The organism is Humibacter antri (assembly GCF_054777235.1).
In genome coordinates this window covers 20,157-46,233 of sequence record NZ_BAAHAW010000040.1, presented here as the reverse complement: position 1 = coordinate 46,233, position 26,077 = coordinate 20,157, and the positions used below count along the sequence as shown (strand labels likewise).

The 26,077-nt window shown below is 66.9% G+C and carries 27 protein-coding genes; 22 read left to right on the top strand and 5 right to left on the bottom strand.

Going from position 1 to position 26,077, the window contains the following annotated elements; translation table 11 throughout:
- The first annotated feature begins 51 nt into the window (after positions 1 to 51).
- Together prmC and ACYVDK_RS15365 are read left to right on the top strand one after the other, a co-directional pair.
- Entirely contained in the window at positions 52 to 939 is an 888-nt protein-coding gene (gene prmC, locus ACYVDK_RS15370; RefSeq protein WP_460523306.1) for a N5-glutamine methyltransferase family protein, read from the top strand.
- Positions 940 to 973: 34 nt separating this feature from the next.
- Positions 974 to 1,570, top strand: coding sequence for a nucleotidyltransferase family protein (locus tag ACYVDK_RS15365; RefSeq protein WP_460523304.1), 597 nt, complete (start codon positions 974 to 976; stop codon positions 1,568 to 1,570).
- Positions 1,571 to 1,587: 17 nt separating this feature from the next.
- Here the strand turns inward: ACYVDK_RS15365 and ACYVDK_RS15360 are convergent, their stop codons facing one another.
- The 3 genes from ACYVDK_RS15360 to ACYVDK_RS15350 are packed head-to-tail and all read right to left on the bottom strand — an operon-like array spanning position 1,588 to position 4,339.
- Entirely contained in the window at positions 1,588 to 2,523 is a 936-nt protein-coding gene (locus tag ACYVDK_RS15360) for a TetR/AcrR family transcriptional regulator (RefSeq protein WP_460523302.1), read from the bottom strand.
- 11 nt (positions 2,524 to 2,534) lie between these two features.
- Positions 2,535 to 3,341, bottom strand: coding sequence for an ABC transporter permease (locus ACYVDK_RS15355; RefSeq protein ID WP_460523300.1), 807 nt, complete (start codon positions 3,339 to 3,341; stop codon positions 2,535 to 2,537).
- Positions 3,338 to 4,339, bottom strand: a complete 1,002-nt coding sequence (locus ACYVDK_RS15350; protein ID WP_460523298.1) for a DrrA family ABC transporter ATP-binding protein — start codon at positions 4,337 to 4,339, stop codon at positions 3,338 to 3,340. Before ACYVDK_RS15350 ends, ACYVDK_RS15355 begins: the two co-directional genes overlap by 4 nt.
- Positions 4,340 to 4,494: 155 nt before the next feature.
- Here ACYVDK_RS15350 and ACYVDK_RS15345 point away from each other — a divergent pair, with 155 nt between their 5' ends.
- The 13 genes from ACYVDK_RS15345 to ACYVDK_RS15285 all read left to right on the top strand — a co-directional run bounded on the left by ACYVDK_RS15345 (position 4,495) and on the right by ACYVDK_RS15285 (position 15,559).
- The gene (locus ACYVDK_RS15345; RefSeq protein WP_460523296.1) at positions 4,495 to 5,205 is read left to right on the top strand and encodes an L-threonylcarbamoyladenylate synthase; all 711 of its coding nucleotides are present in this window, start codon (positions 4,495 to 4,497) and stop codon (positions 5,203 to 5,205) included.
- The gene (locus ACYVDK_RS15340; protein WP_460523294.1) at positions 5,202 to 6,470 is read left to right on the top strand and encodes an MraY family glycosyltransferase; all 1,269 of its coding nucleotides are present in this window, start codon (positions 5,202 to 5,204) and stop codon (positions 6,468 to 6,470) included. The genes ACYVDK_RS15345 and ACYVDK_RS15340 overlap by 4 nt, the downstream gene beginning before the upstream one ends.
- Positions 6,467 to 7,000 carry a hypothetical protein gene (locus tag ACYVDK_RS15335; protein ID WP_460523292.1) on the top strand — a complete coding sequence of 178 codons (534 nt, stop codon included), beginning with the start codon at positions 6,467 to 6,469 and terminating at the stop codon, positions 6,998 to 7,000. Before ACYVDK_RS15340 ends, ACYVDK_RS15335 begins: the two co-directional genes overlap by 4 nt.
- Positions 7,001 to 7,141: 141 nt before the next feature.
- Entirely contained in the window at positions 7,142 to 7,957 is an 816-nt protein-coding gene (gene atpB, locus ACYVDK_RS15330; protein ID WP_460523290.1) for a F0F1 ATP synthase subunit A, read from the top strand.
- A gap of 46 nt (positions 7,958 to 8,003) precedes the next feature.
- Positions 8,004 to 8,231: a F0F1 ATP synthase subunit C gene (atpE, locus tag ACYVDK_RS15325; RefSeq protein ID WP_460523288.1), complete on the top strand. Its 228-nt coding sequence runs from the start codon at positions 8,004 to 8,006 to the stop codon at positions 8,229 to 8,231.
- A 48-nt stretch (positions 8,232 to 8,279) separates the two neighbouring features.
- Positions 8,280 to 8,828, top strand: a complete 549-nt coding sequence (locus ACYVDK_RS15320; RefSeq protein ID WP_460523286.1) for a F0F1 ATP synthase subunit B — start codon at positions 8,280 to 8,282, stop codon at positions 8,826 to 8,828.
- Positions 8,829 to 9,620, top strand: a complete 792-nt coding sequence (locus tag ACYVDK_RS15315) for a F0F1 ATP synthase subunit delta (RefSeq protein ID WP_460523284.1) — start codon at positions 8,829 to 8,831, stop codon at positions 9,618 to 9,620. It abuts the gene before it with no gap.
- Between the two features lie 32 nt (positions 9,621 to 9,652).
- Positions 9,653 to 11,290 (top strand): F0F1 ATP synthase subunit alpha, encoded by a 1,638-nt coding sequence (atpA, locus tag ACYVDK_RS15310; RefSeq protein ID WP_460523282.1) that lies wholly within the window; start codon positions 9,653 to 9,655, stop codon positions 11,288 to 11,290.
- Positions 11,291 to 11,329: 39 nt separating this feature from the next.
- Positions 11,330 to 12,226: a F0F1 ATP synthase subunit gamma gene (locus tag ACYVDK_RS15305; protein WP_460523280.1), complete on the top strand. Its 897-nt coding sequence runs from the start codon at positions 11,330 to 11,332 to the stop codon at positions 12,224 to 12,226.
- A gap of 47 nt (positions 12,227 to 12,273) precedes the next feature.
- Positions 12,274 to 13,752: a F0F1 ATP synthase subunit beta gene (gene atpD, locus ACYVDK_RS15300; protein ID WP_460523278.1), complete on the top strand. Its 1,479-nt coding sequence runs from the start codon at positions 12,274 to 12,276 to the stop codon at positions 13,750 to 13,752.
- A gap of 2 nt (positions 13,753 to 13,754) precedes the next feature.
- A complete protein-coding gene (locus ACYVDK_RS15295; protein WP_460523276.1) occupies positions 13,755 to 14,015 on the top strand; it encodes a F0F1 ATP synthase subunit epsilon in 261 nt (86 codons plus the stop codon).
- 133 nt (positions 14,016 to 14,148) lie between these two features.
- Positions 14,149 to 14,718, top strand: a complete 570-nt coding sequence (locus ACYVDK_RS15290) for a P-loop nucleotide/nucleoside kinase family protein (protein ID WP_460523274.1) — start codon at positions 14,149 to 14,151, stop codon at positions 14,716 to 14,718.
- 85 nt (positions 14,719 to 14,803) lie between these two features.
- Positions 14,804 to 15,559: a YaaA family protein gene (locus tag ACYVDK_RS15285; protein ID WP_460523272.1), complete on the top strand. Its 756-nt coding sequence runs from the start codon at positions 14,804 to 14,806 to the stop codon at positions 15,557 to 15,559.
- A 407-nt stretch (positions 15,560 to 15,966) separates the two neighbouring features.
- On the opposite strand, the gene ACYVDK_RS15280 is transcribed toward ACYVDK_RS15285, so the two are convergent.
- Positions 15,967 to 16,632 (bottom strand): DNA-3-methyladenine glycosylase I, encoded by a 666-nt coding sequence (locus tag ACYVDK_RS15280; RefSeq protein WP_460523332.1) that lies wholly within the window; start codon positions 16,630 to 16,632, stop codon positions 15,967 to 15,969.
- A gap of 5 nt (positions 16,633 to 16,637) precedes the next feature.
- A complete protein-coding gene (locus ACYVDK_RS15275) occupies positions 16,638 to 17,126 on the bottom strand; it encodes a methylated-DNA--[protein]-cysteine S-methyltransferase (protein ID WP_460523270.1) in 489 nt (162 codons plus the stop codon).
- A 105-nt stretch (positions 17,127 to 17,231) separates the two neighbouring features.
- On the opposite strand from ACYVDK_RS15275, the gene ACYVDK_RS15270 reads away from it, so the two are divergent.
- The 7 genes from ACYVDK_RS15270 (at position 17,232) to ACYVDK_RS15240 (ending at position 26,031) form a co-directional block, all read left to right on the top strand.
- Positions 17,232 to 17,999, top strand: a complete 768-nt coding sequence (locus tag ACYVDK_RS15270) for a hypothetical protein (RefSeq protein ID WP_460523268.1) — start codon at positions 17,232 to 17,234, stop codon at positions 17,997 to 17,999.
- A gap of 192 nt (positions 18,000 to 18,191) precedes the next feature.
- On the top strand, positions 18,192 to 18,920 hold the full coding sequence (locus ACYVDK_RS15265; RefSeq protein ID WP_460523266.1) for a TetR/AcrR family transcriptional regulator: 729 nt from the start codon (positions 18,192 to 18,194) through the stop codon (positions 18,918 to 18,920).
- Entirely contained in the window at positions 18,914 to 20,647 is a 1,734-nt protein-coding gene (locus ACYVDK_RS15260) for an ABC transporter ATP-binding protein (protein WP_460523264.1), read from the top strand. Before ACYVDK_RS15265 ends, ACYVDK_RS15260 begins: the two co-directional genes overlap by 7 nt.
- The gene (locus tag ACYVDK_RS15255) at positions 20,644 to 22,620 is read left to right on the top strand and encodes an ABC transporter ATP-binding protein (RefSeq protein WP_460523262.1); all 1,977 of its coding nucleotides are present in this window, start codon (positions 20,644 to 20,646) and stop codon (positions 22,618 to 22,620) included. Before ACYVDK_RS15260 ends, ACYVDK_RS15255 begins: the two co-directional genes overlap by 4 nt.
- A 98-nt stretch (positions 22,621 to 22,718) precedes the next feature.
- Positions 22,719 to 23,807, top strand: coding sequence for a DUF4192 domain-containing protein (locus ACYVDK_RS15250; RefSeq protein ID WP_460523260.1), 1,089 nt, complete (start codon positions 22,719 to 22,721; stop codon positions 23,805 to 23,807).
- A gap of 34 nt (positions 23,808 to 23,841) precedes the next feature.
- Positions 23,842 to 25,104 carry an FHA domain-containing protein gene (locus ACYVDK_RS15245; RefSeq protein ID WP_460523258.1) on the top strand — a complete coding sequence of 421 codons (1,263 nt, stop codon included), beginning with the start codon at positions 23,842 to 23,844 and terminating at the stop codon, positions 25,102 to 25,104.
- A 102-nt stretch (positions 25,105 to 25,206) separates the two neighbouring features.
- Positions 25,207 to 26,031, top strand: a complete 825-nt coding sequence (locus tag ACYVDK_RS15240; RefSeq protein WP_460523256.1) for a PP2C family protein-serine/threonine phosphatase — start codon at positions 25,207 to 25,209, stop codon at positions 26,029 to 26,031.
- Positions 26,032 to 26,077: the final 46 nt, after the last annotated feature.

Sequence of the window (26,077 nt, the reverse complement as noted above, 5' to 3'; positions counted from 1 at the left end):
TCTGTGCCGCGTCGTGTGTGTTACGTCGGCGGAACCTGTGGAAGGACCCGAATGCAGCACGACCAGACGCCCGAGTGCGGAGCCGTTCCGCTTCGTGCGCTGTTGAACGAGGCGGCGGAGGTGCTCGCTGCTGCCGGCATCCAGGACCCGACCGTCGACGGCGAGCTGCTGGCAGCGCATGTGCTGGGCGCGAGCAGGGGGTCAGTGCAGGCGAAGGCTGTGATGGATGCCACGCTGTCCGCTGCCGACGCCGACCGGCTTCGCGAGTCGGTGCGGCGTCGTGCCGCCCGCGAGCCGCTGCAGCACATCACGGGGCGCGCACCGTTCCGCTCGCTCGAGCTGCTGGTGGGGCCTGGCGTCTTCGTGCCGCGACCGGAGACCGAGTTGCTCGCACAGCTCGCGGTCGATTCACTGCGATCCTCTGCCGAGCCGGAGCCGATCGGCATCGATCTCGGAACGGGAAGCGGCGCCGTCGCCCTTGCCATGGCCACCGAGGTTCCGCACGCCCGCATCGCGGCCGTGGAACGCTCGCCAGAGGCGTACGCGTGGGCGTGCCGCAACGTGGAGGAGACGGGCGTGGCGAACCTCGAACTCGTGCGGGGCGACCTGGTGGATGTCTTCCCTGAGCTGGAAGGTCGCGCCGCCGTCGTCGCCTCGAACCCGCCGTACGTGCCCGACGCCGCGATCCCACGCGACCCCGAGGTGCGTCTCTTCGATCCGCCCGCAGCGCTGTACGGCGGTGAGGACGGACTCGATGTGGTGCGGGTGATCTCCCGCCGCGCGCTCGTGCTGCTGCGACCCGGCGGTCTTCTCGCGATCGAGCACGGCGAGTTCCAAGGGGAAGCGGTGCGCGGCATCCTGGATGCCGACGGCTGGCACGCCTCCGCGACCCACGTCGACCTGACCCTGCGCGACCGGGTGACGACGGCGGTGCGGTGAACGCCGACGATGGAACACGTCCATACTGTCGTGAATGGTGCTGATCGACGATCGCCGCGACGAGCGGATCGACCGGCTGCGCTCTGTATTGAGCGACGCCGTGGCCGGCTCGACCGTCACAGTAACAGGGTCGATCGGGCGTGGAACTGCCGATCAGTACAGCGATATCGACCTTCGGTGGGATGTGCCGGTGCGGTGGGACGAGCTGGAGCCATTGCTTGCCGGCATTCTCGAGCAGGTCGGTCCGGTTGCGGCCCTGCGGCACGACAACGAGCCGGGAGTCGGTGTGCGGATCGTCTTCCTGCGCTTCGAGGATTGGCCGCTTTTCTCCCGCGTCGACCTCGAAATCACCGGCGACTTTCCGTTCGCGCCTCCTGGTCCGTGGTCCGCGCCGGAGAGTGCATTGATGAACGTCGTCGGGGCGCTCAAGGCGCACCTGCGCGGGCGCCCTTCGGTGGCCGACGGACTGTTGAGCCGCGGCTGTCGTCGCATCGACATCGAGGATGATTCCGATGCTGACGAGCTTTCCCGCATGCGGACCCTCGCCGCGCGTGCTGCGGACCTGGAGCCACGGCTGACGCCGCTTCACGACCTGATCGCCCGCGCGATTGCTGAGGCTTCCGCGCAATAGCTCGGCGAGCCGCTGAGCTATCGCGCCGCGCGTTCCTTGCTCGCGCGTTCGCGTGCCGCCTTCAGCGCCTCGCGCTCGCGCTTGCGGGCATCCCGGAGGGCCTTCTCCGCCTCGCGGCGTGCCTTCGCGGCCTCCTTGACTCGCTTGTCCGAGCCGTACAGGGCGACATCGTGGGCGTCATCCGTGGAGTGCGCTGCGGCATCGTCGGCACCCGATCCGCCCTGCTCGATGTGGCGCTGTATGCCGTCGAGCATCCGCTCGATTCCGAACGCGAAGTCGTCGAACTCGGTGTCGGTATAGGCGCCGCCCGCGATCAGCGGTGCCAGGTCGGGGAAGCGGTCGGGTGTTACGAGCTGTGCAAGCGCCGCCGCGAAGGGTGCGCCGCTGACCTCTTCGGCTGTGGCGCCCGACGTGGCGATATCGGACTGCACGTCGCCGACGCCGCGCACGTATGAGGCGAGGAGCAGTACGCACGCCATCTTCTCCGCATCGCGCAGGGGAGCAGAGCGGAGCGCCCGAAGGGCGGTGTCGATGAGCCGCATCACGTTCGGCGTCATCGGGGTGCCGCTGATCGGGATGCGGCTGTACCAGGGATGTCGCGTGAACGCGTCGAGGTTCGCCAGGGTCCATTGCCTCAGCCCGGCGCGCCAGTCGTCTTCGGGCGGCTCGGGCAGTTCGATGTCGGCGACGGCGTCCTGCATGAGCAGGAGCAGGTCGTCCTTGCTCGTCACGTACCGGTACAGCGACATGGTCGTGAAGCCCAGCGCCGAGGCGACGCGCGCCATCGAGACCGCGCCGAGGCCCTCGGCATCCGCGATCTCGATGGCGGCGTCCACAATGCGCTCGATGCTGAGCTCCCGCTTCGGCCCGCGCTGGGGTCGCTCAGCGACTCCCCACGACAACGCCACCGCGTGCGGCAGGGCGAGGTCGGGGTTGACGGGCTCCTCGGACATGGTGCTTCACGCTACTCCTTCACGCGCCGCCCGAACGCGAGCGCCGATCCCACGACTCCGACGACGAGGATGCCGGCGAGCCACGCCAGCGCCACCCACAGCGTGCTGCCGGGTGCCTTGCCCGACAGCAGGTCGCGAAGCGTCTCGATGATCGGCGTGTACGGCTGGTGCTCGGCGAATCCACGCAGCCATGCCGGCATGGTCGCCACCGGCACGAAACCGCTGGAGATGTAGGGCAAGAAGAGGAACACGAAGTTGATGGATGCCGCGGCATCCACGCTGAGGAACAGGCCGGCGAGCGTGCTCAGCCAGGTGAACGCGAGGATCATCAGCACGACGAACAGCAGCGTCGCCACCCAGCCTCCGAACTGCGCTTCCGGCCGGTAGCCGAGCAGCAGGGCGATGCCGACCACGGGCACGCACGCCGCAAGGTTTCGCAGCACGCTGGCCACAACGTGCCCGTGCAGCACCGATGAGCCGAGTATGGGGAGGGTCTTCAATCGGTTGACGGTGCCGCTCGTGACGTCTTGTGCGACTCCCACCGCAGTCGAGGCGGAGCCGAAACCGAGGCAGAGCACGAGGGTTCCCGGCACGACGTAGTTCACGTAGTCGCCGTCGGATTCGATCGCGCCGCCGAAGATCACGACGAACACGAGCATGATGCTCACCGGAATGGCGAACGCGGTGACCAGCGAGTCGACGCTGCGCACGGTGCGCCGAAGTTCCCGGCCCGACATCGTGACGATGTCGGCCAGGCCGGTGCCCAGTCCCTTCTGCTTCGTCCGGGTGATCCCGGGAGCCCAGTCGATCGTGGTCATGCCGCCTTCTCCTTGTTGTCGGTGCTGCTCTTCTCGGCTGCTCCGCGCTGTGCCGGACTCGTGCCGGTCAATGTGAGGAACACGTCGTCGAGCGTCGGCCCGACGATCGCGATGTCGGTCACCTGGATGTCGTGCGCCGCCGTCTCGGCGAGGAACGAACGGATGTCCGCGACCGCGTCGGTCGTCGGCATCCGCACCGTCAGCGCATCCTCATCCACCTCCAGGCCGTTCCGGTCGCGGCCCAATGCGGCCGCCCGGTTGACATCACCCGACGTGCCGAACGAGAACACGATGTGATCTCCGCTCACTTCGGACTTGAGCTGATCCGGTGTGCCGGTTGCCACGATGCCTCCGTCGTCGATCACGCCGACGCGATCGGCCAGGCGCTCCGCCTCGTCCAGGTACTGCGTGGTCAGCAGAATGGTCGTCCCGTTGGCCGCGAGGCCTGCGACGAGCGACCAGAGCTGCGACCTGCTGCGCGGGTCGAGTCCGGTCGTCGGTTCGTCGAGGAACAGCACGTCGGGCGCCGCAACCAGGCTGATGGCCAGGTCGAGTCGGCGCCGCATGCCGCCGGAGTACGCTGCGACCTTGCGATTCGCCGCCTCTTCCAAGTCGAACGCGTCCAGCAGCTCGTCGACTCGTGAGCGCGTCGTGGCGCGGTCGAGGTGGTTCAGCGATGCCATCATCGCCAGGTTCTCCCTGCCGGTCTGGAACGCGTCCACCGACGCAAACTGCCCGGTCAGAGCGAACTTGCCGCGTGCAGTGGCTGGGCGGCGCAGCACATCGACGCCGGCGACGTGCACGGCGCCCGCGTCGGGCTTGATGAGCGTGGAGAGGATGTTCACAGTCGTCGTCTTGCCCGCCCCATTCGGGCCGAGCAGTGAGTAGATCTCGCCGCGCGCGACGCTGAAGTCCACGCCGTCGAGCACGGTGTGCTTTCCGTATGTCTTGCGCAGGCCGGCCACCTCGATGGCCGGCTGTTGAAGTGTTGTCGTCATGTACCTGTCCCTTCTCCTTGCACTGCTTCTGTGTAGTGCATACTCGGAGTGTAGAGCATAAACAGTGTGCAACATAAGCAGAAGATTGGCAAGAATCAATCGAGGGCCGGATGACGCAGCCGCCCTGCAGAGACAGACCATAGAATCGAGCGGTCATGACCACCTTCTTCGACTGCTCCGACGACGACGGTCTCGCCGAGGGCACCAGCCAAGCGCGCACTGCCATCGAGAACGGCGACCTCATCGTCCTTCCCACCGACACCGTCTACGGCATCGGAGCCGACGCGTTCAGCGCCTCCGCCGTAGCGAGCCTTCTGGCGGCGAAGGGCCGGGGCCGCCAGTCGCCGCCGCCCGTGCTCATTCCCGCGCTCGCAACGCTCGATGCGCTGGCCGAGACGGTTCCCCAGGAGGCACGCGACCTCGCCGGCGCGTTCTGGCCGGGGGGCCTCACCATCGTGCTGCCGTCGCAGCCCTCGCTCTCCTGGGATCTCGGCGAGACCCAGGGCACCGTCGCGCTTCGCATGCCGAACAACCCGGTCGCGCTGGCGCTCCTGCGCAGCACCGGGCCCCTCGCCGTCTCCTCGGCGAACAAGACCGGCATGCCTGCAGCCACCACCGCTCAGGAGGCCGAGGGCATGCTCGGAGACAGCGTTCACGTCTACCTCGACGGTGGACAGGTGGGCGGCGACTATGCAGAGACCGATGTCACCGAGACGTCTTCGACCATCGTGGATGCCACGGCCCTCGCCTCCGGAACCGGCAAGATCCGTATCCTGCGCCACGGCGTGATCTCCGACGAGCAGATCCGCGAGGTCGTCGGCGATGCGCTGGAGACCGACGCAGCAGGAGACCAGCAGCCCACATGACCCTTCTCGTCGTCATCGGGCTGATCACTGCGATCGTCACGTTCGTGCTGTCGATCGTCGTGTGGCGGGTGGCGCTGAGATTCAAGCTGTACCCGCGCATCCGCGACCGCGATGTGCACACGAGGCCCACCCCGCGTCTCGGCGGTGTCGCGATGTTCCTCGGGATCGTGATCGCCTTCGGGCTCGCGTACCTGTTCTCGCTGACATTCCCCGGCTTCGGCGGCCCCTTGCTCGGCGTGGTCTTCTCAGACCCGACCCCGGTGTTCGCGATTCTCGGTGCCGCGCTTCTCATCGTCGTGATCGGCGTCGCCGACGACCTCTGGGATCTGGACTGGATGACCAAGCTCGCCGGGCAGTTCGTGGCCGCCGGCCTCGTGGCCTGGCTCGGTGTGCAGATCTACTCGCTCCCGCTGGGCGGGGGAGTGACTGTCGGATCGCCATGGATGAGCGTGGCGATGACGGTCATCGCGATCGTCCTGGTGATGAACGCGATCAACTTCATCGACGGGCTCGACGGTCTCGTCGCAGGCGTCGCCCTCATCGCCAACGGCGCCTTCTTCCTGTACAGCTACCTGATCACCGTGAAGACGAGCCCGTCCAACTACTTCAGCCTGGCCTCGGTGATCGCGATCATCCTGGTCGGAGCCTGCGCTGGATTCCTGCCGCTGAACTGGCATCCGGCCCGCATGTTCATGGGTGATACGGGTGCGCTGCTGGTCGGTCTGCTGATGGCGTCCTCGGCCATCGCCGTCACCGGACAGCTCGATCCGGCATCCATCCAGCAGGGCGGGCCGCGGGCGCTGTTCCCCGCGTTCATTCCGATCATCCTGCCGTTCGCGGTGCTGGTGGTGCCATTGCTCGATTTCGGCCTGGCCGTGTTCCGGCGCGTGCGCGTCGGCAAATCACCGTTCAGCGCCGATCGCAAGCACCTGCACCACCGTCTGCTCGACATGGGTCACACCCACCTGCACGCGGTACTCATCTTCTACGCCTGGACGGCCGTGGTCTCGATCGGCTGCCTGTTGTTCTACTTCCAGCCGCTGTGGCCCGCTGTCGTGTTCCTCTGCGTGGGACTCGTGGTCTGCACGGCGCTCACGCTCGCACCGCTCAGCCGCCGCAAGAGCTCCGAGGTCGTGGCCGAGCTGACACCACCGGATGCCAGCGGCGCGGATGCCGCCGCCCGTCTCGATCCGCTCGACGCCGCATCCGAGACCTCACGCCACGAACCGTCGCATCACCAACCAAGGAAGGAATCCGCATCATGACCGAACCGCACCGACCTGCGAGCGCTGCACGGCAGAGCCCGCGGCCGATGGGAGCTCGGCCGATGCTGATGCTCGCACTGAAGTACGGCGCGATCTTCGCCCTCGCCGTTGCGGTGGTCGCCGGACTGATCGGCCTGGCCGTCTCCGGCGTGCCGGGCCTGCTCGGTGGCCTGCTCGGCGCGCTCGTCGCCGCCGTATACCTGGGTCTGACTGCAATAACGATGCTCGTGGCCTATCGGCTCGCGAACGGCGATCTGACCTCGCCCATCTACTTCGGCACCGTGATGGGTGCGTGGCTGCTCAAAGTGATCGTGTTCGTCGTCGTCGTGCTTCTCGTCGGCTCGCAGAAGTGGGTCGATGGACGTGTGATGTTCTTCACGATCATCGTCGCCGTGCTCGGTTCGCTCATTCTGGACTGCGTCGCCTACATGCGTGCAAGGGTGCCGTACGTCGACGTGGAGCTGCCCTCGGCCGATGCTCCGAGCGGCTCGTCCACGAATGTAGACGACGATCGCGATGCTCGTCCGTAACCAGTCGCCGACTGGCCGTGGCTGCCCGAGGGCCATCCGAGACGGGCGTGCAGAAACGCCTTCTACGTTTGGTAGAGTGATCCTGACCCCGACCCCGTTCCTCGTTGAACACCGATGCCGGAGAATGCCCTGATAACGCCCATGCTTCTTTCCACAGTGCTGTCTGTCAAAGGCGATAATTCCGGTGGCTTCGAGGGCCCCTCGATCAACGACTTCTTCCCACCGGACGTGCTCTTCGCCGGAACGCCGTTCGCGCTGAACCGGGTGATGCTGATCCGCATCCTGGTGACGCTGCTGGTGCTCCTCGTCTTCTGGCTGGGTACCAGGAACATGAAGCTGCGGCCCTCGCGCACACAGGTCGCGTTCGAGTACATGGTCGGCTTCGTGCGCAACGGGGTCATCTATCAGAACCTCGGCGAGCGTGTCGGCAAGCGTTACGAACCGCTTCTGATGACGTTCTTCTTCCTGATCCTCGGTATGAATCTGATGAGTTCGATACCGGGGTTCCAGATCGCGCCGACATCGATCATCGGCCTTCCGCTGGTGATGGCCGTCATCGCCTGGTTCATGTTCGTGGTCGCCGGCATGCAGGAGAAGGGCTGGCGGTTCTGGAAGGACTCGCTCTTCCTGCCCGGTGTGCCGTGGCCGCTCTACTTCCTGCTCACACCGCTCGAGTTCCTCTCCACCTTCATCGTGCGTCCGGTCACGCTCACGCTCCGACTCACGATGAACATGATGGCCGGGCACATGCTGGTCGTGCTGTGTTTCGCGGCCACTCAGTTCTTCTTCTTCACCGTGCTGGCCGACGGCAACCTCGTCGGCCTGCTCGGGATCGGCTCGTTCGCCTTCGGAATCGCGTTCACGTTGCTCGACCTGTTCGTCGCGATCCTGCAGGCCTACGTCTTCACGATCCTGTCCGCCATCTACATCCAGCTCGCGGTGGCAGAAGAGCACTGATCCGCTCGCGGCACCGCATCATCCACCCCTTGAAAGGAACAATCACGTGAATATCGTCGGACAACTCGCTCCGCTCGCCTTCGGTCTGGCCGTCATCGGCTCCGGTATCGGCGTGGGTTACGTCATCGGCAAGACCATCGAGTCCGTCGCCCGGCAGCCCGAGCTGCAGGGTCGTCTGCAGGCCCTCATGTTCCTCGGCGTCGCCCTGACGGAGGCGCTCTGCTTCATCGCGATCGCTGTCGCGTTCATCCCGTTCCCGGCGCCGACGCACTAGCAAGCCGTAACGCGCACTCGAACACCGCTACTTTCGTAAGGAGTCCTCATGCTCTCCGCAGCCGTCGTCGCCGAGGGTCAGCAGAGCCTGCTCATCCCGACGATCCCCGACCTCCTGTGGGGCTCGATCGTCTTCGTCATCATCCTGGTCTTCTTCATCGTGAAGGGCCTGCCGGCGATCAACAAGCTGCTCGATGAGCGACGCGACGCGATCGACGGCGGCATCCAGCGAGCCGAGAAGATGCAGGCTGAGGCCAACGCCGTGCTCGAGCGCTACACCGCCCAACTCGCCGAGGCCCGTGCCGAGGCCGGGCGCATCCGCGAGCAGGCTCGTGTCGAGGGCGCCGCGATCCTGGCCGAGCTCAAGGAGAACGCCTCTGCCGAGGCGGCGCGCATCACGGCGAACGCCCAGGCCCAGATCGAGTCGGAGCGCGCTGGCGCACTTGCGTCGCTGCGCGCCGATGTCGGCACACTCGCCGTAGACCTCGCATCCCGCATCGTCGGCGAGGTGCTCTCCGACGACAAGCGCTCCGAAGATCTCGTCGATCGGTTCCTCGCCGATCTGGAGCAGGATCAGCTGTCGAAGGCAGGCGAGTAAGTGGGATCAGCGACCCGCGAGGCCCTCGATCGCGCCAAGGCCGAACTGGCCGAGGCGCCCGAGGTGACGCTGCGCACGGGTGAGCAATTGCTTGCCGGAGGCCGCACGATCGACGGCACGGCGCAGCTGAAGGCGATGCTCGCGGACCCGTCTGTCGAGTCAGCCGATAAGGGTGCGCTCGTCACCCGCATCTTCGGTTCCTTCGACGCCACGGCACTGCGCATTCTGAGCGGCATGGCACAGTCGCGCTGGTCGAGCCCTGTGCAACTGGTCGACGGCATCGAAGAGGTCGGCATCCGCGCCGTTGCACGTGCATCCGGCGATGACGGGACCATCGAGGACGAGCTCTTCGCGTTCGCGCGTGCTGTCGACAGCGACGACGAACTGGAGCTCGCGCTGGGAAGCAAGCTCGGCGATGCCGCGCAGCGAGTCGAGATCGTTCACCGACTCCTGTCCGGCAAGGCGAGTGATGCCACTCTGGTGCTGGTGAGCTACGCGGTTCAGACTCAGCGCGGCCGTCGTCTCGTCGAGGTCATCGGGCACATCGCGGGGATCGTCGCGCAAGATGCGGGCGCCATGGTCGTCTCCATCACCGCTGCAGCCCCGCCCACCGAATCCCAGCTCGACCGGCTGCGCTCCTCCCTGACCGAGCGGTACGGACGCACTCCGCGTTTCGCGATCACGATCGACCCCCGGCTCATCGGCGGCCTCCGGGTGCAGATCGGCGACGAGGTGATCGACGGCAGCGTAGCGAACCGTCTCGCCGACCTGCGACTGAAATTGGCCGGCTGACCCGGCACGACGCACACATCAAGGAAAACGAAATGGCAGAAATCAGCATCAGCCCGGATGAGATCCGAGCCGCTCTCAAAGACTTCGTGACCGGGTACCAGCCCGACACCACGGCCATCACCGAGGTCGGCGTCGTGGTCGACGCCGCAGACGGCATCGCGCACGTCGAGGGCCTTCCGGGCGCCATGGCGAACGAGTTGCTCCGTTTCGGCGACGGCACGCTGGGCCTCGCACTGAACCTGGACGAGAACGAGATCGGCGTGGTCGTGCTCGGCGAGTTCGCCGGCATCGAGGAGGGCCAGGAGGTCACCCGCACCGGAGAGGTTCTCTCGGTTGCGGTCGGCGACGGCTATCTCGGCCGCGTCGTCGATCCGCTGGGAAATCCGATCGACGGGCTCGGAACCGTGCAGACCGAGGGCCGCCGCGCGCTCGAGCTGCAGGCACCGGGTGTCATGCAGCGCAAGAGCGTGCACGAGCCGCTGCAGACCGGCATCAAGGCCATCGACGCCATGATCCCGATCGGGCGCGGGCAGCGCCAGCTGATCATCGGCGACCGCCAGACCGGCAAGACCGCGATCGCGATCGACACGATCATCAACCAGAAGGCCAACTGGGAGACCGGCGACCCCACCAAGCAGGTTCGCTGCATCTACGTCGCCATCGGCCAGAAGGGCTCGACGATCGCCGGTGTGAAGGGTGCGCTCGAAGACGCCGGCGCCATGGAGTACACGACCATCGTCGCGGCGCCCGCGTCGGACCCGGCCGGCTTCAAGTACCTCGCGCCGTACACGGGCTCGGCCATCGGCCAGCACTGGATGTACGACGGCAAGCACGTGCTGATCATCTTCGACGACCTGTCGAAGCAGGCAGAGGCGTACCGCGCCGTGTCGCTGCTGCTGCGTCGCCCGCCGGGGCGTGAGGCCTACCCGGGCGACGTCTTCTACCTGCACTCGCGTCTGCTCGAGCGTTGTGCGAAGCTCTCCGACGAACTCGGCGCCGGCTCGATGACCGGACTCCCGATCATCGAGACGAAGGCGAACGACGTCTCGGCCTACATCCCGACCAACGTGATCTCCATCACCGACGGGCAGATCTTCCTGCAGTCCGACCTCTTCAACGCGAACCAGCGTCCCGCGGTCGACGTCGGCATCTCCGTGTCCCGCGTCGGCGGTGACGCCCAGGTGAAGTCGATCAAGAAGGTCTCAGGAACGCTGAAGCTCGAGCTCGCGCAATATCGCGCACTCGAAGCGTTCTCGATGTTCGCCTCCGACCTCGACGCCGCATCCAGGCGGCAGCTCGACCGCGGCGCCCGCTTGACCGAGCTGCTCAAGCAGCCGCAGTACTCGCCGTTCCCGGTCGAAGAGCAGGTGGTCTCCATCTGGGCGGGCACCAACGGCAAGCTCGACGAGGTGCCGGTGGAAGACATCCTCCGCTTCGAGTCCGAGTTCCTCGACTTCCTTCGCAGAACCACTACCGTTCTCGGCACGCTTCGCGACACGAACGTGCTCGACGACGAGACCGTCGCCACGCTAGAGCGCGAGATCGACATCTTCAAGCTCGAGTTCCAGACGAGCGCCGGGCATTCGCTGATCGAGCCGGGCAGCGAGCGCTATGAGGCGATCGAAGAAGAGGAAATCGACCAGGAGAAGATCGTCACGGGCCGTCGCTGAGCGACGCTTTCGACGAGCTGACACCCAGACAGGAGTCCCATGGCAGCGCAACTCCGGGTCTACCGGCAGCGCATCCGCTCTGCTCAGACGACGAAGAAGATCACCCGCGCGATGGAGCTGATCTCGGCGAGCCGCATCTACAAGGCGCAGGCTCGCGTGCACGAGTCCACGCCGTACACGCGAGCGGTCACCCGCGCCGTTGCGGCGGTCGCCGCTCACTCCAACGTGAAGCACCTGCTCACGACCGAGGCCGAGAACGTGCGCCGCGCGGCGATCGTGATCTTCTCCTCCGACCGCGGCCTCGCCGGCGCGTTCAACTCACAGGTCATCCGAGAGGCGCTCGAACTCGAATCTCTGCTCACCGAGCAGGGCAAGGAGGTCGTGTTCTACCTCGTCGGGCGCAAGGCGGTCGGATTCTTCGCGTTCCGCAAGCGCACGAGCGTGCGCGACTGGGTCGGCATCACCGACGCACCGACCTTCGACAACGCCCTTGAGATCGGCAATGAACTGGTCGAGGCGTTCACGAACGACACCGACGAGGGCGGTGTCGATGAGATCCACATCGTCTACAACCGCTTCGTGAGCATGCTGGTGCAGACGCCCCGCGTCGTTCGCCTGCTCCCGCTCGAGCTCGTCGAGGGCATCGAAGAGGTCGAAGACAAGTCGATGCTCCCGCTCTACGACTTCGAGCCGGATGCCGACACCGTGCTCGACGCACTGCTCCCCGCATACATCCACAGCCGGCTCTACAACGCGCTGCTGGAGTCGGCGGCGGCGAAGCACGCCGCCACCCAGAAGGCCATGAAGGCGGCGAGCGACAACGCCGACAAACTCATCACCAACTACACGCGCCTGGCGAACAACGCACGACAGTCGGAGATCACTCAGCAGATCTCCGAGATCGTCGGTGGCGCCGACGCACTGGCTTCCCAGTAGCACTGGCCTCCAGTAGACGTCTGACGACGAAACAGAGAGAGAAAGAAATGACACCGACAGCCACCGCCGAGAACGAGGCCGCGGTAGCGGAGACGACGCCGGGCGTCGGCCGCATCGCGCGGGTCACGGGCCCCGTCGTCGACATCGAGTTCCCGCACGACTCGATTCCCGAGATCTACAACGCGCTCAAGACGACGATCAACTTCACCGGCGACGAGGAAGAGGCGCACGAGATCACACTCGAGGTCGCCCAGCACCTCGGTGACGACCTCATCCGGGCCATCGCGCTCAAGCCGACGGACGGGCTGGTACGCGGCCAGGAGGTTCGCGACACGGGCGCCGCCATCTCGGTGCCGGTCGGCGAGGTCACCCTCGGACATGTCTTCAACGTGACCGGCGAAGTGCTTGACCTGGAGCCGGGCGAGAAGATCGAGATCACCGAGCGCTGGGGGATCCACCGCAAGGCGCCGGCGTTCGATCAGCTCGAGTCGAAGACCAGCATGTTCGAGACCGGCATCAAGGTCATCGACCTGCTCACGCCCTACGTGCAGGGCGGCAAGATCGGCCTGTTCGGCGGCGCCGGTGTCGGCAAGACGGTGCTCATCCAGGAGATGATCCAGCGCGTGGCACAGGACCACGGTGGTGTCTCCGTGTTCGCCGGTGTCGGCGAGCGCACTCGTGAGGGCAACGACCTCATTCACGAGATGGAGGAGGCCGGCGTCTTCGACAAGACCGCGCTGGTCTTCGGGCAGATGGACGAGCCGCCGGGGACGCGTCTTCGTGTCGCGCTCTCCGCGCTGACGATGGCGGAGTACTTCCGTGATGTGCAGAGGCAGGACGTGCTTCTCTTCATCGACAACATCTTCCGCTTCACGCAGGCCGGCTCAGAGGTGTCGACGCTGCTCGGGCGCATGCCGTCCGCGGTGGGCTACCAGCCGAACCTGGCCGACGAGATGGGCGTTCTGCAGGAGCGCATCACCTCCACGCGCGGCCACTCCATCACCTCGTTGCAGGCGATCTACGTGCCGGCCGACGACTACACCGACCCGGCCCCGGCCACCACGTTCGCGCACTTGGATGCCACCACGGAGCTCTCCCGCGAGATCGCGTCACAGGGCCTGTACCCCGCGGTCGACCCGCTCACCTCGACGAGTCGCATCCTCGACCCGCGCTACCTGGGCGAGGACCACTACCGTGTCGCCACGACGGTGAAGCAGATCCTGCAGAAGAACAAGGAACTGCAGGAGATCATCGCGATCCTCGGTGTCGACGAGCTCAGCGAGGAAGACAAGGTCACGGTCTCGCGTGCCCGTCGCATCCAGCAGTTCCTGTCGCAGAATACCTACATGGCGAAGAAGTTCACCGGCGTCGAGGGTTCCACGGTACCGCTGAAGGAGACCATCGAGTCGTTCGACGCGATCTGCCGCGGCGACTTCGACCACGTCGCCGAGCAGGCGTTCTTCAACGTCGGACCGATTTCCGACGTCGAGGAGAAGTGGGCGAAGATCCAGAAGGAGAACGGCTGACCATGGCGATCATCAAGGTCAGCGTCGTCTCGGCTGATCGGGAGATCTGGTCGGGCGATGCATCGATGGTCGTCGCGCGAACCACGGTCGGGGAGGTGGGAATCCTCCCCGGCCACACGCCGCTGCTCGGAACGCTCGCCGAGGGCGAGGTTCGCATTACACTTCCCGGTGGGGAGCGCCTCGTCGCCAGTGCGGCGGATGGCTTCGTGTCGTTCGAGAACAATGAGCTGACGGTGCTCGCAGGCAAGGCAGAACTGGTCTGAGCTGGAGATCGCGGCAGCGCGTTCTGTTCCGGGGTGAGCGTCGGGGATCAGGCGACACGGATGGACGGCGCAGACCGGTAGTACGGATGCGGTGACCCGGATCGGGTAACACGCAAGGCGGGGAGGGGCCGAAGTGGCATCGGATACGGTCGACCGACAGTTCGGGGACATCCGGGTTCCGGCGCTGGTGGTGATGGCCGGCCTGCCCGGCGCGGGCAAGTCGACGATCGCCGAGGTGGTCAGTGCGCGCTTGAGCGCGACCATCGTCTCCGTCGATCCGATCGAGTCCGCCATCTTGCATGCCGGCATCGACGCGGACCAGCCGACCGGGCTCGCCGCGTACCTCGTTGCCGAGACCCTTGCCGAGCAGGTGCTGATGTCGGGGCACAGCGTTATCGTCGATGCCGTGAACGCCGTTGAACCGGCGCGACTGCAGTGGCGCGATCTCGCCCTGCGGGCCGATGTGCGGCTGCGAGTGATCGAGGTGGAGTGCTCCGATCCCGACCTGCACCGGACACGGTTGGAGAAGCGGGTGCGCAATCTGCCGCACTTCGAGGAACCGTCGTGGCGGGCCGTCGAGCAGAGCCTCGAGGACTATCAGCCGTGGAAGGGCGAGTGCGCCGAATTGCCGCGCATCACGCTTGACACGGTGAACTCCCTCGGGCAGAACGTCGAGGCCGCCATCCGCTTCCTCGCGCCGTGAGCGAGGGACTCCTCCGCGCAGCAAGCGGCGATGGCTCTCGTGCCGAGAACGGACTCCGTGTGCCTGCAATACAGCCGCGCACCTCGTGCTGATCCTGCTGCCGCCGTCCGAATCCAAGCGAGCCGGCGGTCGAGGCAGGTCTCGGCTCGAGCTGGCGGGCTTGCGGTTCCCTGAGCTGCTCCGCGAACGGGAGCAGACCGCGAGGGCGCTCGTGCACCTCGCCTCGAGCGGCGATCGGGGGCACGCTGCCAAGGCGCTCGGCATACCTCGCACGCTGGTCGACGAGCTCGACACGAACGCGGCTCTTTTCGAGACGCCCGTACTGTCGGCGATCGACCGCTACACCGGCGTGCTCTACGACGCGCTGAATGCTGCTGAGATGCCGCAGGAGGCGCGCCGTCACCTCGGCCGCACCGTGGCCATTCACTCTGCCGTGTTCGGCCCCATCGGAGCGCTCGACCGCATCCCCGACTATCGGATGTCCGCTACGTCGCGACTGCCGGGCATGCGTCTTCGCGCCCTGTGGGCGCCCTCGGTCACGGCAACGCTCGCCCGAGTCGGAGGTCCGATCATCGACCTGCGCTCGGAGGGATACGTAGCGCTCGGCCCGGTGGGGGACCGCGACGACACGGCCTTCGTGCGGATCGTCACAGAAGGACCCGATGGTGCGCGTCGAGCGTTGAACCACTTCAACAAGCATGCGAAAGGGATGCTCGTGCGCGCCTTCGCGCTCGATCGGCCGCGCGTGCGCTCCGTGCACGGATTTGTCGGGTGGGCCCGTTCGGCCGGGTTCCGCATGGAATCCGCAGCCAATCGTGAGGTCCTGCTGGTCGCCGACTGAGTTAGGATCGACTAGGTGCCAGCGGGGGTCGGCACGTTCACTTGCGGCGACGCCCATTGGGACGACAAGGTGACAATCAGGGCGCTCGCAGCGGCCTCACCGCCTCTTGATTACGCGGGCGAACGCAATACCGTCGGGTCGGCGAATGAGGTCGGCGCGCGTCCCCTCCGTGCGCCAGAGTGGTCGTTCACGGTGCGATGACCGGGTTTCTGATCGCCTGCGGTCGGGCAAGTGCGATACCGGTCACCACGAGGCACACCGTAAGGACCATCGGATCTCCGCCGGCCCGGCCTATGCAGGTCATCTCGTGCCGGCTGTCTGCGACTCGTGTCGCCAACCTCTTCGCCTCTCTGCCGCGACGGCGTCGCCTGTGCACGCCAACTCCTGCGCCCTGTACCCCTGTGCGGCTACGTCGTCACCGCCCCCGCGGTGGCTGCTCGCCAGCATCCGGCCAAGTGGTCGTCGACGAGACCGGCCGACTGCATGAGCGCGTACATCGTGGTCGGTCCGACGAACCGGAACCCGAGCTCGCGCAGCCGCCGGCTCAGCTCAGTGGACTCCGGCGTGACCGCAGGGACGGCGCTCATCGATTCGGGGACCCGATCTCGAGACCCCGTCGGCGCGAAAGACCAGATGAGTTCGCTCAACGGCTGCTGAAGAGCAGCTGTCGCACGGGCGTTCTCGATGGTCGCCTCGATCTTGCCGCGGTGGCGGATTATCGCTGCGTTCTGCAGCAGCCGTTCGACGTCGCCCGCTGTCATGGCGGCGACCCGCTGCACGTCGAACCCGTGGAATGCCTCCCGGAAGGCGGGCCTGCGCAACAGGATGGTGCGCCAGGAGAGCCCGGCTTGGAATCCCTCCAGGCAGATCTTCTCGAACAGGGCGCGGTCGTCGCGTAACGGCGTGCCCCACTCCTCGTCGTGGTAGCGCTGATATTCGAGGTCGTCGCCCACCCACGCGCACCGCGTGACGTCGTCGTCGCCCACGAGCAGGTCTCCGCGCCGCACCCGTGCCGTTCCCCTCGTCGTCTCGGTCGGTTCCGACGCTGCACCGCCGATCGCGGCTTCTTCCATGTCGCTCATGCGGCGAGGATGATCCCTTCGTGTTCGAGGAGCCAGAGCTTCGTCGGGATGCCCTGGCCACCGCTGTATCCGGTGACACGTCCGTCTGCACCGAGCACGCGGTGGCATCCGATGAAGAGAGGTATGGGGTTCGAGCCTATTGCCCCGCCGACGGCGCGGCCGGCCGTCGGCTTGCCCACCGCCATGCCGAGTTCGCCATAGGTGGAGTGCTCGCCCCAGCCGATATCGCGCAGCCGAGCCCACACGGCTCGTTGGAACGACGTGCCCTCCGGCGCCAGTGGGATGTCGAAGACTCGGCGCCGGTCGGCGAAGTATTCCTCGAGCTGGTCGCGCGCCGTTTCGAGCACGTCGTTCGCCCGGTCGGGAAGATGGTCACGCGGCAGGATGCCGTCGCATTCGATCGTCAGCGACGTGATGGCGGAACCGTCCGAGAGGAGCTCGAGCCTGCCGATCGGGCTTGGTATGCGAAGCAGGTATGCGTCCATGACTCGACGGTACGCACGGCATCCGACAAGCGGTGAGTGTGACGGCTCGAGGTGGGTGCATCGCCGATTCGGATGCCTGGGGAGGGGGAGACCTAGAATTCCTCCGTGGTACTCCTGGATGTCATCTCTCTCGTCGTCGCGCTCGTAGCGATCGCATTCGCGGTGGTCGCCCTGGTGCGGGCGCGAACGGCGGAGGAGCGAGCGGCGGCCGCCGCATCCGGTGCCGCTCGCGCAGAGACGAATGCCCAGGCCGCCGTTGCCGGGCTCGAGCAGCTCGAGACGAGAGTGGCTCAGGGCCGGCAGGATGCGGCGAATGCGGCGCAACAGGCGGGTCGCGCCGCGCAGGCCGCGGCCTCGGCACAGGCGGCCGCAGCGGCCAGCCGCCGGGAGGCGGAAGCGGCGTCGGACAAGGCGGAGCATGCCGAGGCGGAGGCGGCGCGCATCCAATCGACCATCCATTCGGGTACCGGGGTCGATGGTGCTCAGCCCGCCGCCGCGTCTTCTCACGAACAGGCACCGGGCCGCGCGACCGTGCAGCGTGCGGAAGACCACGACCTTGCGGGTGGCGGGGGATCGACGGAGCGGGTGGTGCAGGTGTCGTGGCGCCTGGAGCGCGTACGCAATTCGACTTGGGCCCTGCGCAACACGGGCCTGGCGAAGGCACGCGACGCACTGTTGTCCGACGTGACGGTTCCGCCGAAGTTCGTGCGGCCCGACGAGGTGATCCCGCGAGAGGTCGACCGTGACGACGTGCTGCAGTTCCGCGTCTTGGCGGCCCGCGGAGGGCCGCCGCCGCGTATCCGCGTCACCTGGCGCGAGAGCGCGGGATCGCCCGCGTACTCCCGCGAGTTCACGGTGCTGACGGCATCCTGAGCCGGCCCGCTCGTGCTGCACGGGATCGGCATTCGCCGCCAGACAGTGGCCCGTGCCGATGGGTGCAGCGCCGACGGAATGGCGGGTGTCGCCCGGCGCCGACGGAATGGCGCGTATTCGGTAGTGACACCGGAGTGATCCGCGACCTGCGAACTGTTGCGGAGTGAGCGCGCACTCAGTTAGCATCGCCGAGTGCCGAAGATCCCGAACCGAGCCAGTCCGCTGCCGCCGGAGGAGCGCAAGGCGGCGATCATCGCAGCGGTGATCCCCGCCATGATCGAGCACGGCGCGGCGCTGACCTCGCGCCAGATCGCCGAGGCCGCGGGTGTCGCCGAGGGCACCATCTTCCGTGTGTTCGGCGACAAGGAGACGCTTCTTCGTGAAGCGGCCGATGCCTACCTCGACCCCGCACCGGTGCGGGAGAGTCTCGCCGAGATCGATCCGAACCTGCCGCTGGAGGTCAAGATCTCCCGCATCCTCGGCGTGCTGCGGCAGCGATTCCACGGAGTGATCAGCATCATGTCGGCGATCGGCTACACGGGATCGGAGCCGCCGCACGTCAAACATCCGAAGCCCGGTCAGAGGTGGGAATACGCGCCGATCGTCGCACGGCTCGTCGAGCCCGAACTCGATCGCCTGAACGTTCCCGCCGAGCATGTCGCTCCGTTCCTGCGTCTCGTCGCGTTCGCGATGTCGATCCCCGGATTCACGGTCGAGACGTCGTTCGACGACGACACGCTGACCCGGCTCGTCGTCTACGGCATCGCCGGCGACATGGCGGCCGGCGATGAGGATGCCGCTCGCAAGCGCGCGACACACGTACTGGCGGAGGCAGGTGCGCTGGCGCACGAAGATGCTCGGGGCGACCGCGCCGCGAGCATCGAAGCCGCACAAACACTGGAAAGGACCCCGTCATGTTGATGCGATTGCTCGTGCGGTACCTGCGGCCGCATTGGTCCCTCCTCGCTGCCGTCGTGGTGTTCCAGCTGCTGGCGTCGTTCGCGTCGCTCTACCTGCCGACGCTCAACGCCGACCTCATCGACAAAGGTGTCCTCAAGGGTGACACCGGCTACATCATGGCCAACGGCGCGTTCATGCTGCTCGTCACCCTGGGACAGGTGATCTGCAACATCGTGGCGGTGTACTTCGCCGCCAAGGCGTCCATGCGACTCGGACGGGATCTGCGCGGGGCACTCTTCTCCCACGTCGGCGACTTCTCGGAGCGCGAGGTCACGAAGTTCGGTGCACCATCGCTGATCACTCGCAACACGAACGACGTGCAGCAGGTGCAGATGCTCGTGCTCATGACGTGCACACTGCTCGTCTCGGCGCCGATCCTCTGTATCGGAGGCATCGTCCTGGCGATCCAGCAGGACTTCGGGATGTCCTGGCTCATCGCGGTCAGCGTGCCCATCCTGCTGGTCTGCGTTGTGCTGATCATCTCGCGCATGGTGCCGCAGTTCCGCAGGATGCAGAAGCGCATCGATCAGGTGAACCGGGTGCTGCGCGAACAGCTGTCGGGCATCCGTGTCGTGCGGGCGTTCGTGCGCGAAGACATCGAGCGCGACCGTTTCAAGACCGCGAACGACGAGGTCACCGAGACGGCGCTGAGGGCCGGCCGCCTGATGGCATTGATGTTTCCGACCGTGATGCTCGTGCTGAACCTCTCCAGCGTCGCCGTGATCTGGTTCGGCGCGTTCCGCATCGACGACGGTTCGCTTCAGGTGGGCACGCTGACCGCGTTCCTGAGCTACCTGATGCAGATTCTGATGGGCGTCATGATGGCGACGTTCATGTTCGTGATGGTGCCCCGTGCCGCCGTGTGCGCCGAGCGCATCGGCGAGGTGCTGGACACCGAGTCGAGCGTGAAGGCATCGGAGCATCCGATCACGCAGCTGCGCGAGCAGGGCACTGTCGAGTTGTTCGAGGTGGGCTTCGCCTACCCGGGCGCGGAGGACCCGGTGCTCAGTGACATCAACGTGCGCATCGAGCGCGGGCAGACCGTGGCCATCATCGGCTCGACCGGTTCCGGCAAGACGACGCTGATCAACCTGCTGCCGCGGCTCTTCGACGCCACGAGCGGCTCCGTGCTGATCGACGGCGCCGACGTCGCCGAACTCGACCCCGACGTGCTGTGGGCGCGCATCGGCCTCGTGCCGCAGAAGCCGTACCTGTTCTCGGGCACCGTCGCGTCCAACCTCCGCTACGGAAAGCCTGATGCCGGCGACGACGAGCTCTGGCGCGCGCTGGAAATAGCCCAGGCGAAGGATTTCGTGCAGGAGATGGAAGGCGGCCTCGAGGCCGAGATCGCGCAGGGCGGCACGAACGTCTCCGGCGGGCAGCGGCAGCGGCTCGCTATCGCCAGGGCGCTCGTCAAGCGAGCCGAGGTCTACGTGTTCGACGACTCGTTCTCGGCACTCGACCTGGCAACGGATGCCCGTCTGAGGCGAGCCCTGCGCGACAAGGAGAGAGGCGCCACGTTCGTGATCGTCGCCCAGCGTGTCTCGACGATCACCGATGCGGACCAGATCCTGGTGCTCGAGAACGGAAGGATCGTGGGAGCCGGAACGCACGAACAACTGCTGCAGACATCCGAGACGTATTCGGAGATCGTGTCGTCGCAGCTGACGGCGGAGGAAGCGGCATGAGCGAGACGAAGACTTCCGAACGCGCACCCCGGCCCACCAGGCGCAGGGGGCCGGGCGGCGGCGGGCCGTTCGGCGGAGCGAGCATGCCCGCCGAGAAGGCGCTGAACTTCGGCCCGAGCGCGAAGCGACTGCTCGGACGGTTGCGGCCGGAGATGATCTGGATCGTGGTCGTCGTGCTCTTGGCGGTGGCCAGCGTGACGTTCAGCGTGCTCGGCCCGAAGCTGCTCGGCGAGGGCACGAACATCATCGTCGCCGGATTCGTCTCCAAGAGCCTGCCGGCCGGCGTGAGCCAGGCACAGGTGCTGGAGGGCATGCGCAGGAACGGGCAGGGGCAGCTGGCGGACATGCTTAGCGGCATGCACCTGACTCCGGGGCAGGGGATCGACTTCACCGCGCTGTCGCACGTGTTGATGATCGTGCTCGCGCTCTACGTGTTCGCGTCAGTGTTCAGCTGGCTGCAGGCGTACATCCTGAACGGCGTCACGATGCGCACGGTGTATCGGCTGCGCAGGGACGTGGAGGAGAAGATCCACCGGTTGCCGCTGAAGTACTTCGACTCGATGCCTCGCGGTGAGCTGCTCAGCCGCGTCACCAACGACATCGACAACGTGCAGCAGGGCCTGCAGCAGACGATGAGCCAGGTCGTCACCTCGGTGCTCACGGTCGTCGGCGTGCTCGTGATCATGTTCGTGATCTCGCCGCTGCTGGCCGCGATCGCACTGGTCTCGATCCCGCTCACACTGCTCATCACGATGGTGATCGCGAAGCGCTCGCAGAAGATGTTCGTCGCGCAGTGGCGCCACACCGGTGAGCTGAACGCACAGGTCGAGGAGACGTACACCGGTCACGCCATCGTGAAGGTGTTCGGTCGCCAGCGCGAGGTGAACAAGCGGTTCGAGGCGAAGAACGAGGAGCTGTACCTGGCGAGCTTCGGGGCTCAGTTCGTGTCGGGCATCATCATGCCGTCGATGCAGTTCGTGGGAAACCTCGTGTACGTGGGGATCGCCGTGGTCGGCGGTCTGCAGGTGGCGGCTGGCGTCATTCAGATCGGCGACGTGCAGGCGTTCATCCAGTACTCGCGCCAGTTCACGCAGCCGCTGGCGCAGCTCGGGTCGATGGCCAATCTGCTGCAGTCGGGCGTTGCCTCCTCCGAGCGGGTGTTCGAGCTGCTCGACGCCGACGAACAGTCGCCGGACCCGGATGCCCCCGCCGCCGTGGACGAGACGAAGGGGCGCCTCGAATTCGAGGGTGTGTCGTTCCGGTACGTCCACGACAAGCCCCTCATCGACGACCTGTCCCTCGAGGCGGAGCCTGGGCAGACCGTTGCCATCGTCGGCCCCACCGGTGCAGGCAAGACCACTCTGGTGAACCTCATCATGCGGTTCTACGAAGTGGACTCGGGACGGATCACGCTGGACGGCACGGATGTCACGTCGCTCACCCGTCGTCAGCTGCGCAGCCGCATCGGAATGGTCTTGCAGGACACGTGGCTGTTCGCCGGGACGATCCGCGACAATATCGCCTATGGTCGGCCGGATGCGACCGAGGAAGAGATCGTGGAGGCTGCGCGAGCCAGTTACGTCGACCGTTTCGTGCGCTCCCTGCCTGACGGCTACGACACCGTCCTCAACGACGATGCCGACAACATCTCAGCCGGCGAGAAACAGCTGCTGACCATCGCGCGGGCGTTCCTGGCACGGCCGAGCGTGCTCATACTCGACGAGGCGACGAGCTCCGTCGATACGCGCACCGAGCTTCTCGTGCAGAAGGCCATGAGCGCACTTCGGCAGGGCCGCACGAGTTTCGTCATCGCGCACCGGCTCTCCACGATCCGCGATGCCGACCTCATCCTCGTGATGGAGGCCGGCCGGATCGTCGAGCAGGGCACGCATGCGCAATTGCTGGCATCCGGCGGCGCCTACTACTCGCTGTACAACGCGCAGTTCGCCGGAGCCGTCACCGACGAGGTCTGAGTTCGCACTTTCCCTCCACAAGGAGCCGGAAAGCGCCCGAGTGAACGGATGCCCGTGGTCGCCGCCACGGGCATCCAGCGCACGCGACGCTGGTCGACATGCCCGAACGCATCGTCGTCGCCGATTCTCTTGGCCTTCTCTCCCATGTTCCCGAGCTCGTCGGCTTCGAACCCGAACGCAGCCTCGTGCTGATCACGATGCGCGGCTCGACGACCAGCGGAACGTTGCGGGTGGATCTGCCTGCCGGGGCGGCGTCTGCCGCACGCGGGCATGCGCCGGAGCGGAGGGCGCTCGTCGAGTACGCGACCACGGTGGTCGCAATGGCGAGCCGCGTGCGCGGGGCGGACGCCGTCGTGCCGATCGTCTTCACCGACGACTCGTGCTCCGCGGGAACACCGCACCCTGAACTGTTCGCGCAGCTACGCTCCGCAGCCCTCTGTGCCGGGCTGACGGTGCGCGACGCTCTGTTCGTCGCGGCCGACGGCTGGGGTCACGACGGAGAGACCGCACGTCACAGGGAGGAACTCGACGCCGTATGGCGTCTGCGGCGTCTCGACCCGGACTGTCTGCCCGTGCACGATCCGCCTGCGCGCGAGGCGACGCTGCCGGTGGTGGATCCCGGGGAGATGCAGCGCACCGAGTCCGCTCTCGCTGCGCTTCGGGTCGAGAAGCGGATGCCCGACCCGGTCTGGTTCGCCGAGTTCAGCGCAGGGTGGACGGCGTCCGCCATCGGCCCTGCCTCGGCCGCGCTCGCTGCCAGGGTGCTCGGCGAACCCTGGAGCAGGGATGTCGTGCTCTTCACCTGGTTGTGGGGGCGGGCGACCGGTCGACGCGCGTTGCGTTTCCAAGAGCGCTTCCGCAGCGGCGCCGTCACGGCGGACGAGGAGATCGCGGGGGCGCTCGTCGGACTCGGCGACATGCCGCGGCCGAGTGTGCCGGGAGCACGTGGCGGCATCGAACTCCTCCGCCAGGTCGCCGCTCGGTTGCCGGTGACCGAGCGCGGTGCTTGCCTCGCATCGCTCGCCTGGCTGAACTGGGCGCTCGGCAGGGGGTCGGTCGCCGGCGAGTACGTGCACGCGGCCCTCGAAGCGGATCCGGGGTACCCGTTCGCCCGCCTCGTGGAGAAGATGCTCGACTCCGGCGCGCTTCCGGAGTGGGCATTCGCCGACACGGAGACGCCAGAATGAGACGAAGCAGCGTACCGGGCAGGGGAGGGCACACGTGGCGCAGGGGCAGTCGTTCGGACGGCATCGTGGATTCGTGCACGCGACGGCTCCTCGTGCGCCAGAGGATGACTGGATCGTGGTCGTCGGCGAGTCGTTCGTGGCTCTCATCGAGGCCGCGCCCGGCGAGCGTGGCATCCCGTCGCTCGCGGCACTGGCTGGATCCGTCGAGACGGAGTTGGAACAAGTGGTCTCGGCCATCCCGGTCGGCGAGAACGGTGTCGACTCGTTCGCGCTCGTGCATTTCGACGGCGACGGCGTCGACGGCTGGCAGGTCACCGCCGTCGGCCGAGGCCGGGCGGTGGTCGACGTGTATTCCATCGGCGGTGCGCGGCGATTCTCGTCGTCGGGCATGCAGCCGTGGCTCATCGCGACGTTTCGCGACGTCGTCGCCGTGGAGCTCGGCGGCCCGGCCCGACGATTCGACAGCGTGGCGCGACTGGCGCGAGGCGCGTTGCCGATCGGGCTCGGAACCGCCAACGCGGGATCCGTGCTGTGGTCGGCCGCTCCGCCGGAGCAGCCGGTCGACGAAGGGCACGAGGATGGCGGGGGTGACTGTGCGCGCTACACGAGGCCGCCTGCTGCGCTCGACGAGGACACCGTGCGTCGACCGCCGGTCTCCGCGCCACCCGGGTTCGATGAGGAGACCGTTGCTCGGCGCGACGTGATTCATCGTGCCTCGCCGCTGGGAGAGCAGGCGCCCGAGGGGTGGACCCGGTCGGATTCGCTGGGCGCACCCGACGCGCGGAACGAACCGGACGAGCGCACCGTGGAGCGCGCCTCCCTCTTCCGGTCCCCTCCGACACCACTCCCGTCGACGGGGTTGCCGCCGACAGGGTTGCCGCTGACAGGGTTGCCGTCGACGGTGTCGCCGCCGACGGGACTGCCGCCGACGGAGAGCGGCCGCGAGGGCGGGCAGGTGCTGGTGGGAATCCGCGGGCAGGAGGGGATTCCACTCGAGCGCCCCATCGTGTTCGGCCGCCGGCCGGCTTCGACCCGTCGTTCCGGCATCGATCCGCTGCTGGTGACCGTGCTGTCACCAGGGCAGGAGATCTCTGCTTCGCATGTGCGGATCGAACGAGCCGGAAGCGTCGTGGTCGTGACGGATCTGAAATCCAGGAACGGCACCCGCGTGAGCGTCGACGGCCGACGAGCCCGTAGGCTGCGTCCGGGTGAATCGTTCGCGGTGCCCGGCCACGCCGCGGTCGAGATCGGCGACGGGGCTATCATCGACATCACCCCCGTAGGCTTGATCTCGTGATTCGTCGACGCGCGAACGCTGGGATGCGTTCGAGGTGGGGCATGGCCCGAAACGGCGACCCGGACCCGATCGCCATGCACACCCACCCGAGAGGATGCTCGCGTGACCCAGATCGGGCGCAGCAGTAGGCGACACCACATCTCCGTTCCCGGCAAGGATGCGCGGATCACGCTGACCTGGGCGGCCCTGACAGACAAGGGCTACCGACGGGCGGTGAACGAGGACAGCCTCATCGCCAAATCACCGATCTTCGCCGTGGCCGACGGGATGGGCGGCCACAGCGCGGGCGACGTGGCCAGTGCGGCGGTTGTGAACAGGCTGTCTGAGCGGGTCTCCGCGCCGTATGTAGACGAGCGCGCCATCGACTCCTCGTTGCGGGCCGCGGTCGCCGACATGGAGAAGGGCGCGGGCCAGACCGAACTCGGCACGGGAACGACGGTCACCGGCTTCGCACTCACCCTGGCCGAGGGCGAACCCAGCTGGCTCGTCTTCAACATCGGCGACTCCCGGGTGTACGAGCTGGAGGACGGCGAGCTCCGGCAGCTCACCGTCGACCACTCGATCGTGCAGGAATTGCTCGACGCAGGCGCGATCACGCCGTCGGAAGCGGAGGTGCACCCGCACTCGAACGTGATCACCCGGGCGGTCGGGTTCAACGAGGACCCGGTTCCCGACTTCAGCCTTGTTCCGGTGGCGGCCGGAACGAGGCTGCTCGCCTGCTCCGACGGCCTTACCAAAGAACTGACCGAGCACGGCATCCGGCACTTCCTCACGGTGGGCACCAGCCCCCTCGACGCGGCAGGGCAGCTGATGGACGCCGCCCTCGGCAACGGCGGTCGCGACAACGTCACCGTCGTCGTGGTCGACGTGCTCGGCACACCCGACGCGCCACTCCCGTCCCCCAGACGCAGCGCAAGACGACGCTGAGCGGGGCGATACGAAGTAAGAACGAGACGTCCGTCGAGTGCTCGGC

Excerpts from the sequence above, each read along its gene's own strand:
- prmC (WP_460523306.1), top strand. The coding sequence starts at position 52 with ATGCAGCACGACCAGACGCCCGAGTGCGGAGCCGTTCCGCTTCGTGCG.
- ACYVDK_RS15365 (WP_460523304.1), top strand. The coding sequence starts at position 974 with ATGGTGCTGATCGACGATCGCCGCGACGAGCGGATCGACCGGCTGCGC.
- ACYVDK_RS15360 (WP_460523302.1), bottom strand. The coding sequence starts at position 2,523 with ATGTCCGAGGAGCCCGTCAACCCCGACCTCGCCCTGCCGCACGCGGTG.
- ACYVDK_RS15355 (WP_460523300.1), bottom strand. The coding sequence starts at position 3,341 with ATGACCACGATCGACTGGGCTCCCGGGATCACCCGGACGAAGCAGAAG.
- ACYVDK_RS15350 (WP_460523298.1), bottom strand. The coding sequence starts at position 4,339 with ATGACGACAACACTTCAACAGCCGGCCATCGAGGTGGCCGGCCTGCGC.
- ACYVDK_RS15345 (WP_460523296.1), top strand. The coding sequence starts at position 4,495 with ATGACCACCTTCTTCGACTGCTCCGACGACGACGGTCTCGCCGAGGGC.
- ACYVDK_RS15340 (WP_460523294.1), top strand. The coding sequence starts at position 5,202 with ATGACCCTTCTCGTCGTCATCGGGCTGATCACTGCGATCGTCACGTTC.
- ACYVDK_RS15335 (WP_460523292.1), top strand. The coding sequence starts at position 6,467 with ATGACCGAACCGCACCGACCTGCGAGCGCTGCACGGCAGAGCCCGCGG.
- atpB (WP_460523290.1), top strand. The coding sequence starts at position 7,142 with ATGCTTCTTTCCACAGTGCTGTCTGTCAAAGGCGATAATTCCGGTGGC.
- ACYVDK_RS15320 (WP_460523286.1), top strand. The coding sequence starts at position 8,280 with ATGCTCTCCGCAGCCGTCGTCGCCGAGGGTCAGCAGAGCCTGCTCATC.
- atpA (WP_460523282.1), top strand. The coding sequence starts at position 9,653 with ATGGCAGAAATCAGCATCAGCCCGGATGAGATCCGAGCCGCTCTCAAA.
- ACYVDK_RS15305 (WP_460523280.1), top strand. The coding sequence starts at position 11,330 with ATGGCAGCGCAACTCCGGGTCTACCGGCAGCGCATCCGCTCTGCTCAG.
- atpD (WP_460523278.1), top strand. The coding sequence starts at position 12,274 with ATGACACCGACAGCCACCGCCGAGAACGAGGCCGCGGTAGCGGAGACG.
- ACYVDK_RS15295 (WP_460523276.1), top strand. The coding sequence starts at position 13,755 with ATGGCGATCATCAAGGTCAGCGTCGTCTCGGCTGATCGGGAGATCTGG.
- ACYVDK_RS15280 (WP_460523332.1), bottom strand. The coding sequence starts at position 16,632 with ATGGAAGAAGCCGCGATCGGCGGTGCAGCGTCGGAACCGACCGAGACG.
- ACYVDK_RS15275 (WP_460523270.1), bottom strand. The coding sequence starts at position 17,126 with ATGGACGCATACCTGCTTCGCATACCAAGCCCGATCGGCAGGCTCGAG.
- ACYVDK_RS15260 (WP_460523264.1), top strand. The coding sequence starts at position 18,914 with ATGTTGATGCGATTGCTCGTGCGGTACCTGCGGCCGCATTGGTCCCTC.
- ACYVDK_RS15255 (WP_460523262.1), top strand. The coding sequence starts at position 20,644 with ATGAGCGAGACGAAGACTTCCGAACGCGCACCCCGGCCCACCAGGCGC.
- ACYVDK_RS15250 (WP_460523260.1), top strand. The coding sequence starts at position 22,719 with ATGCCCGAACGCATCGTCGTCGCCGATTCTCTTGGCCTTCTCTCCCAT.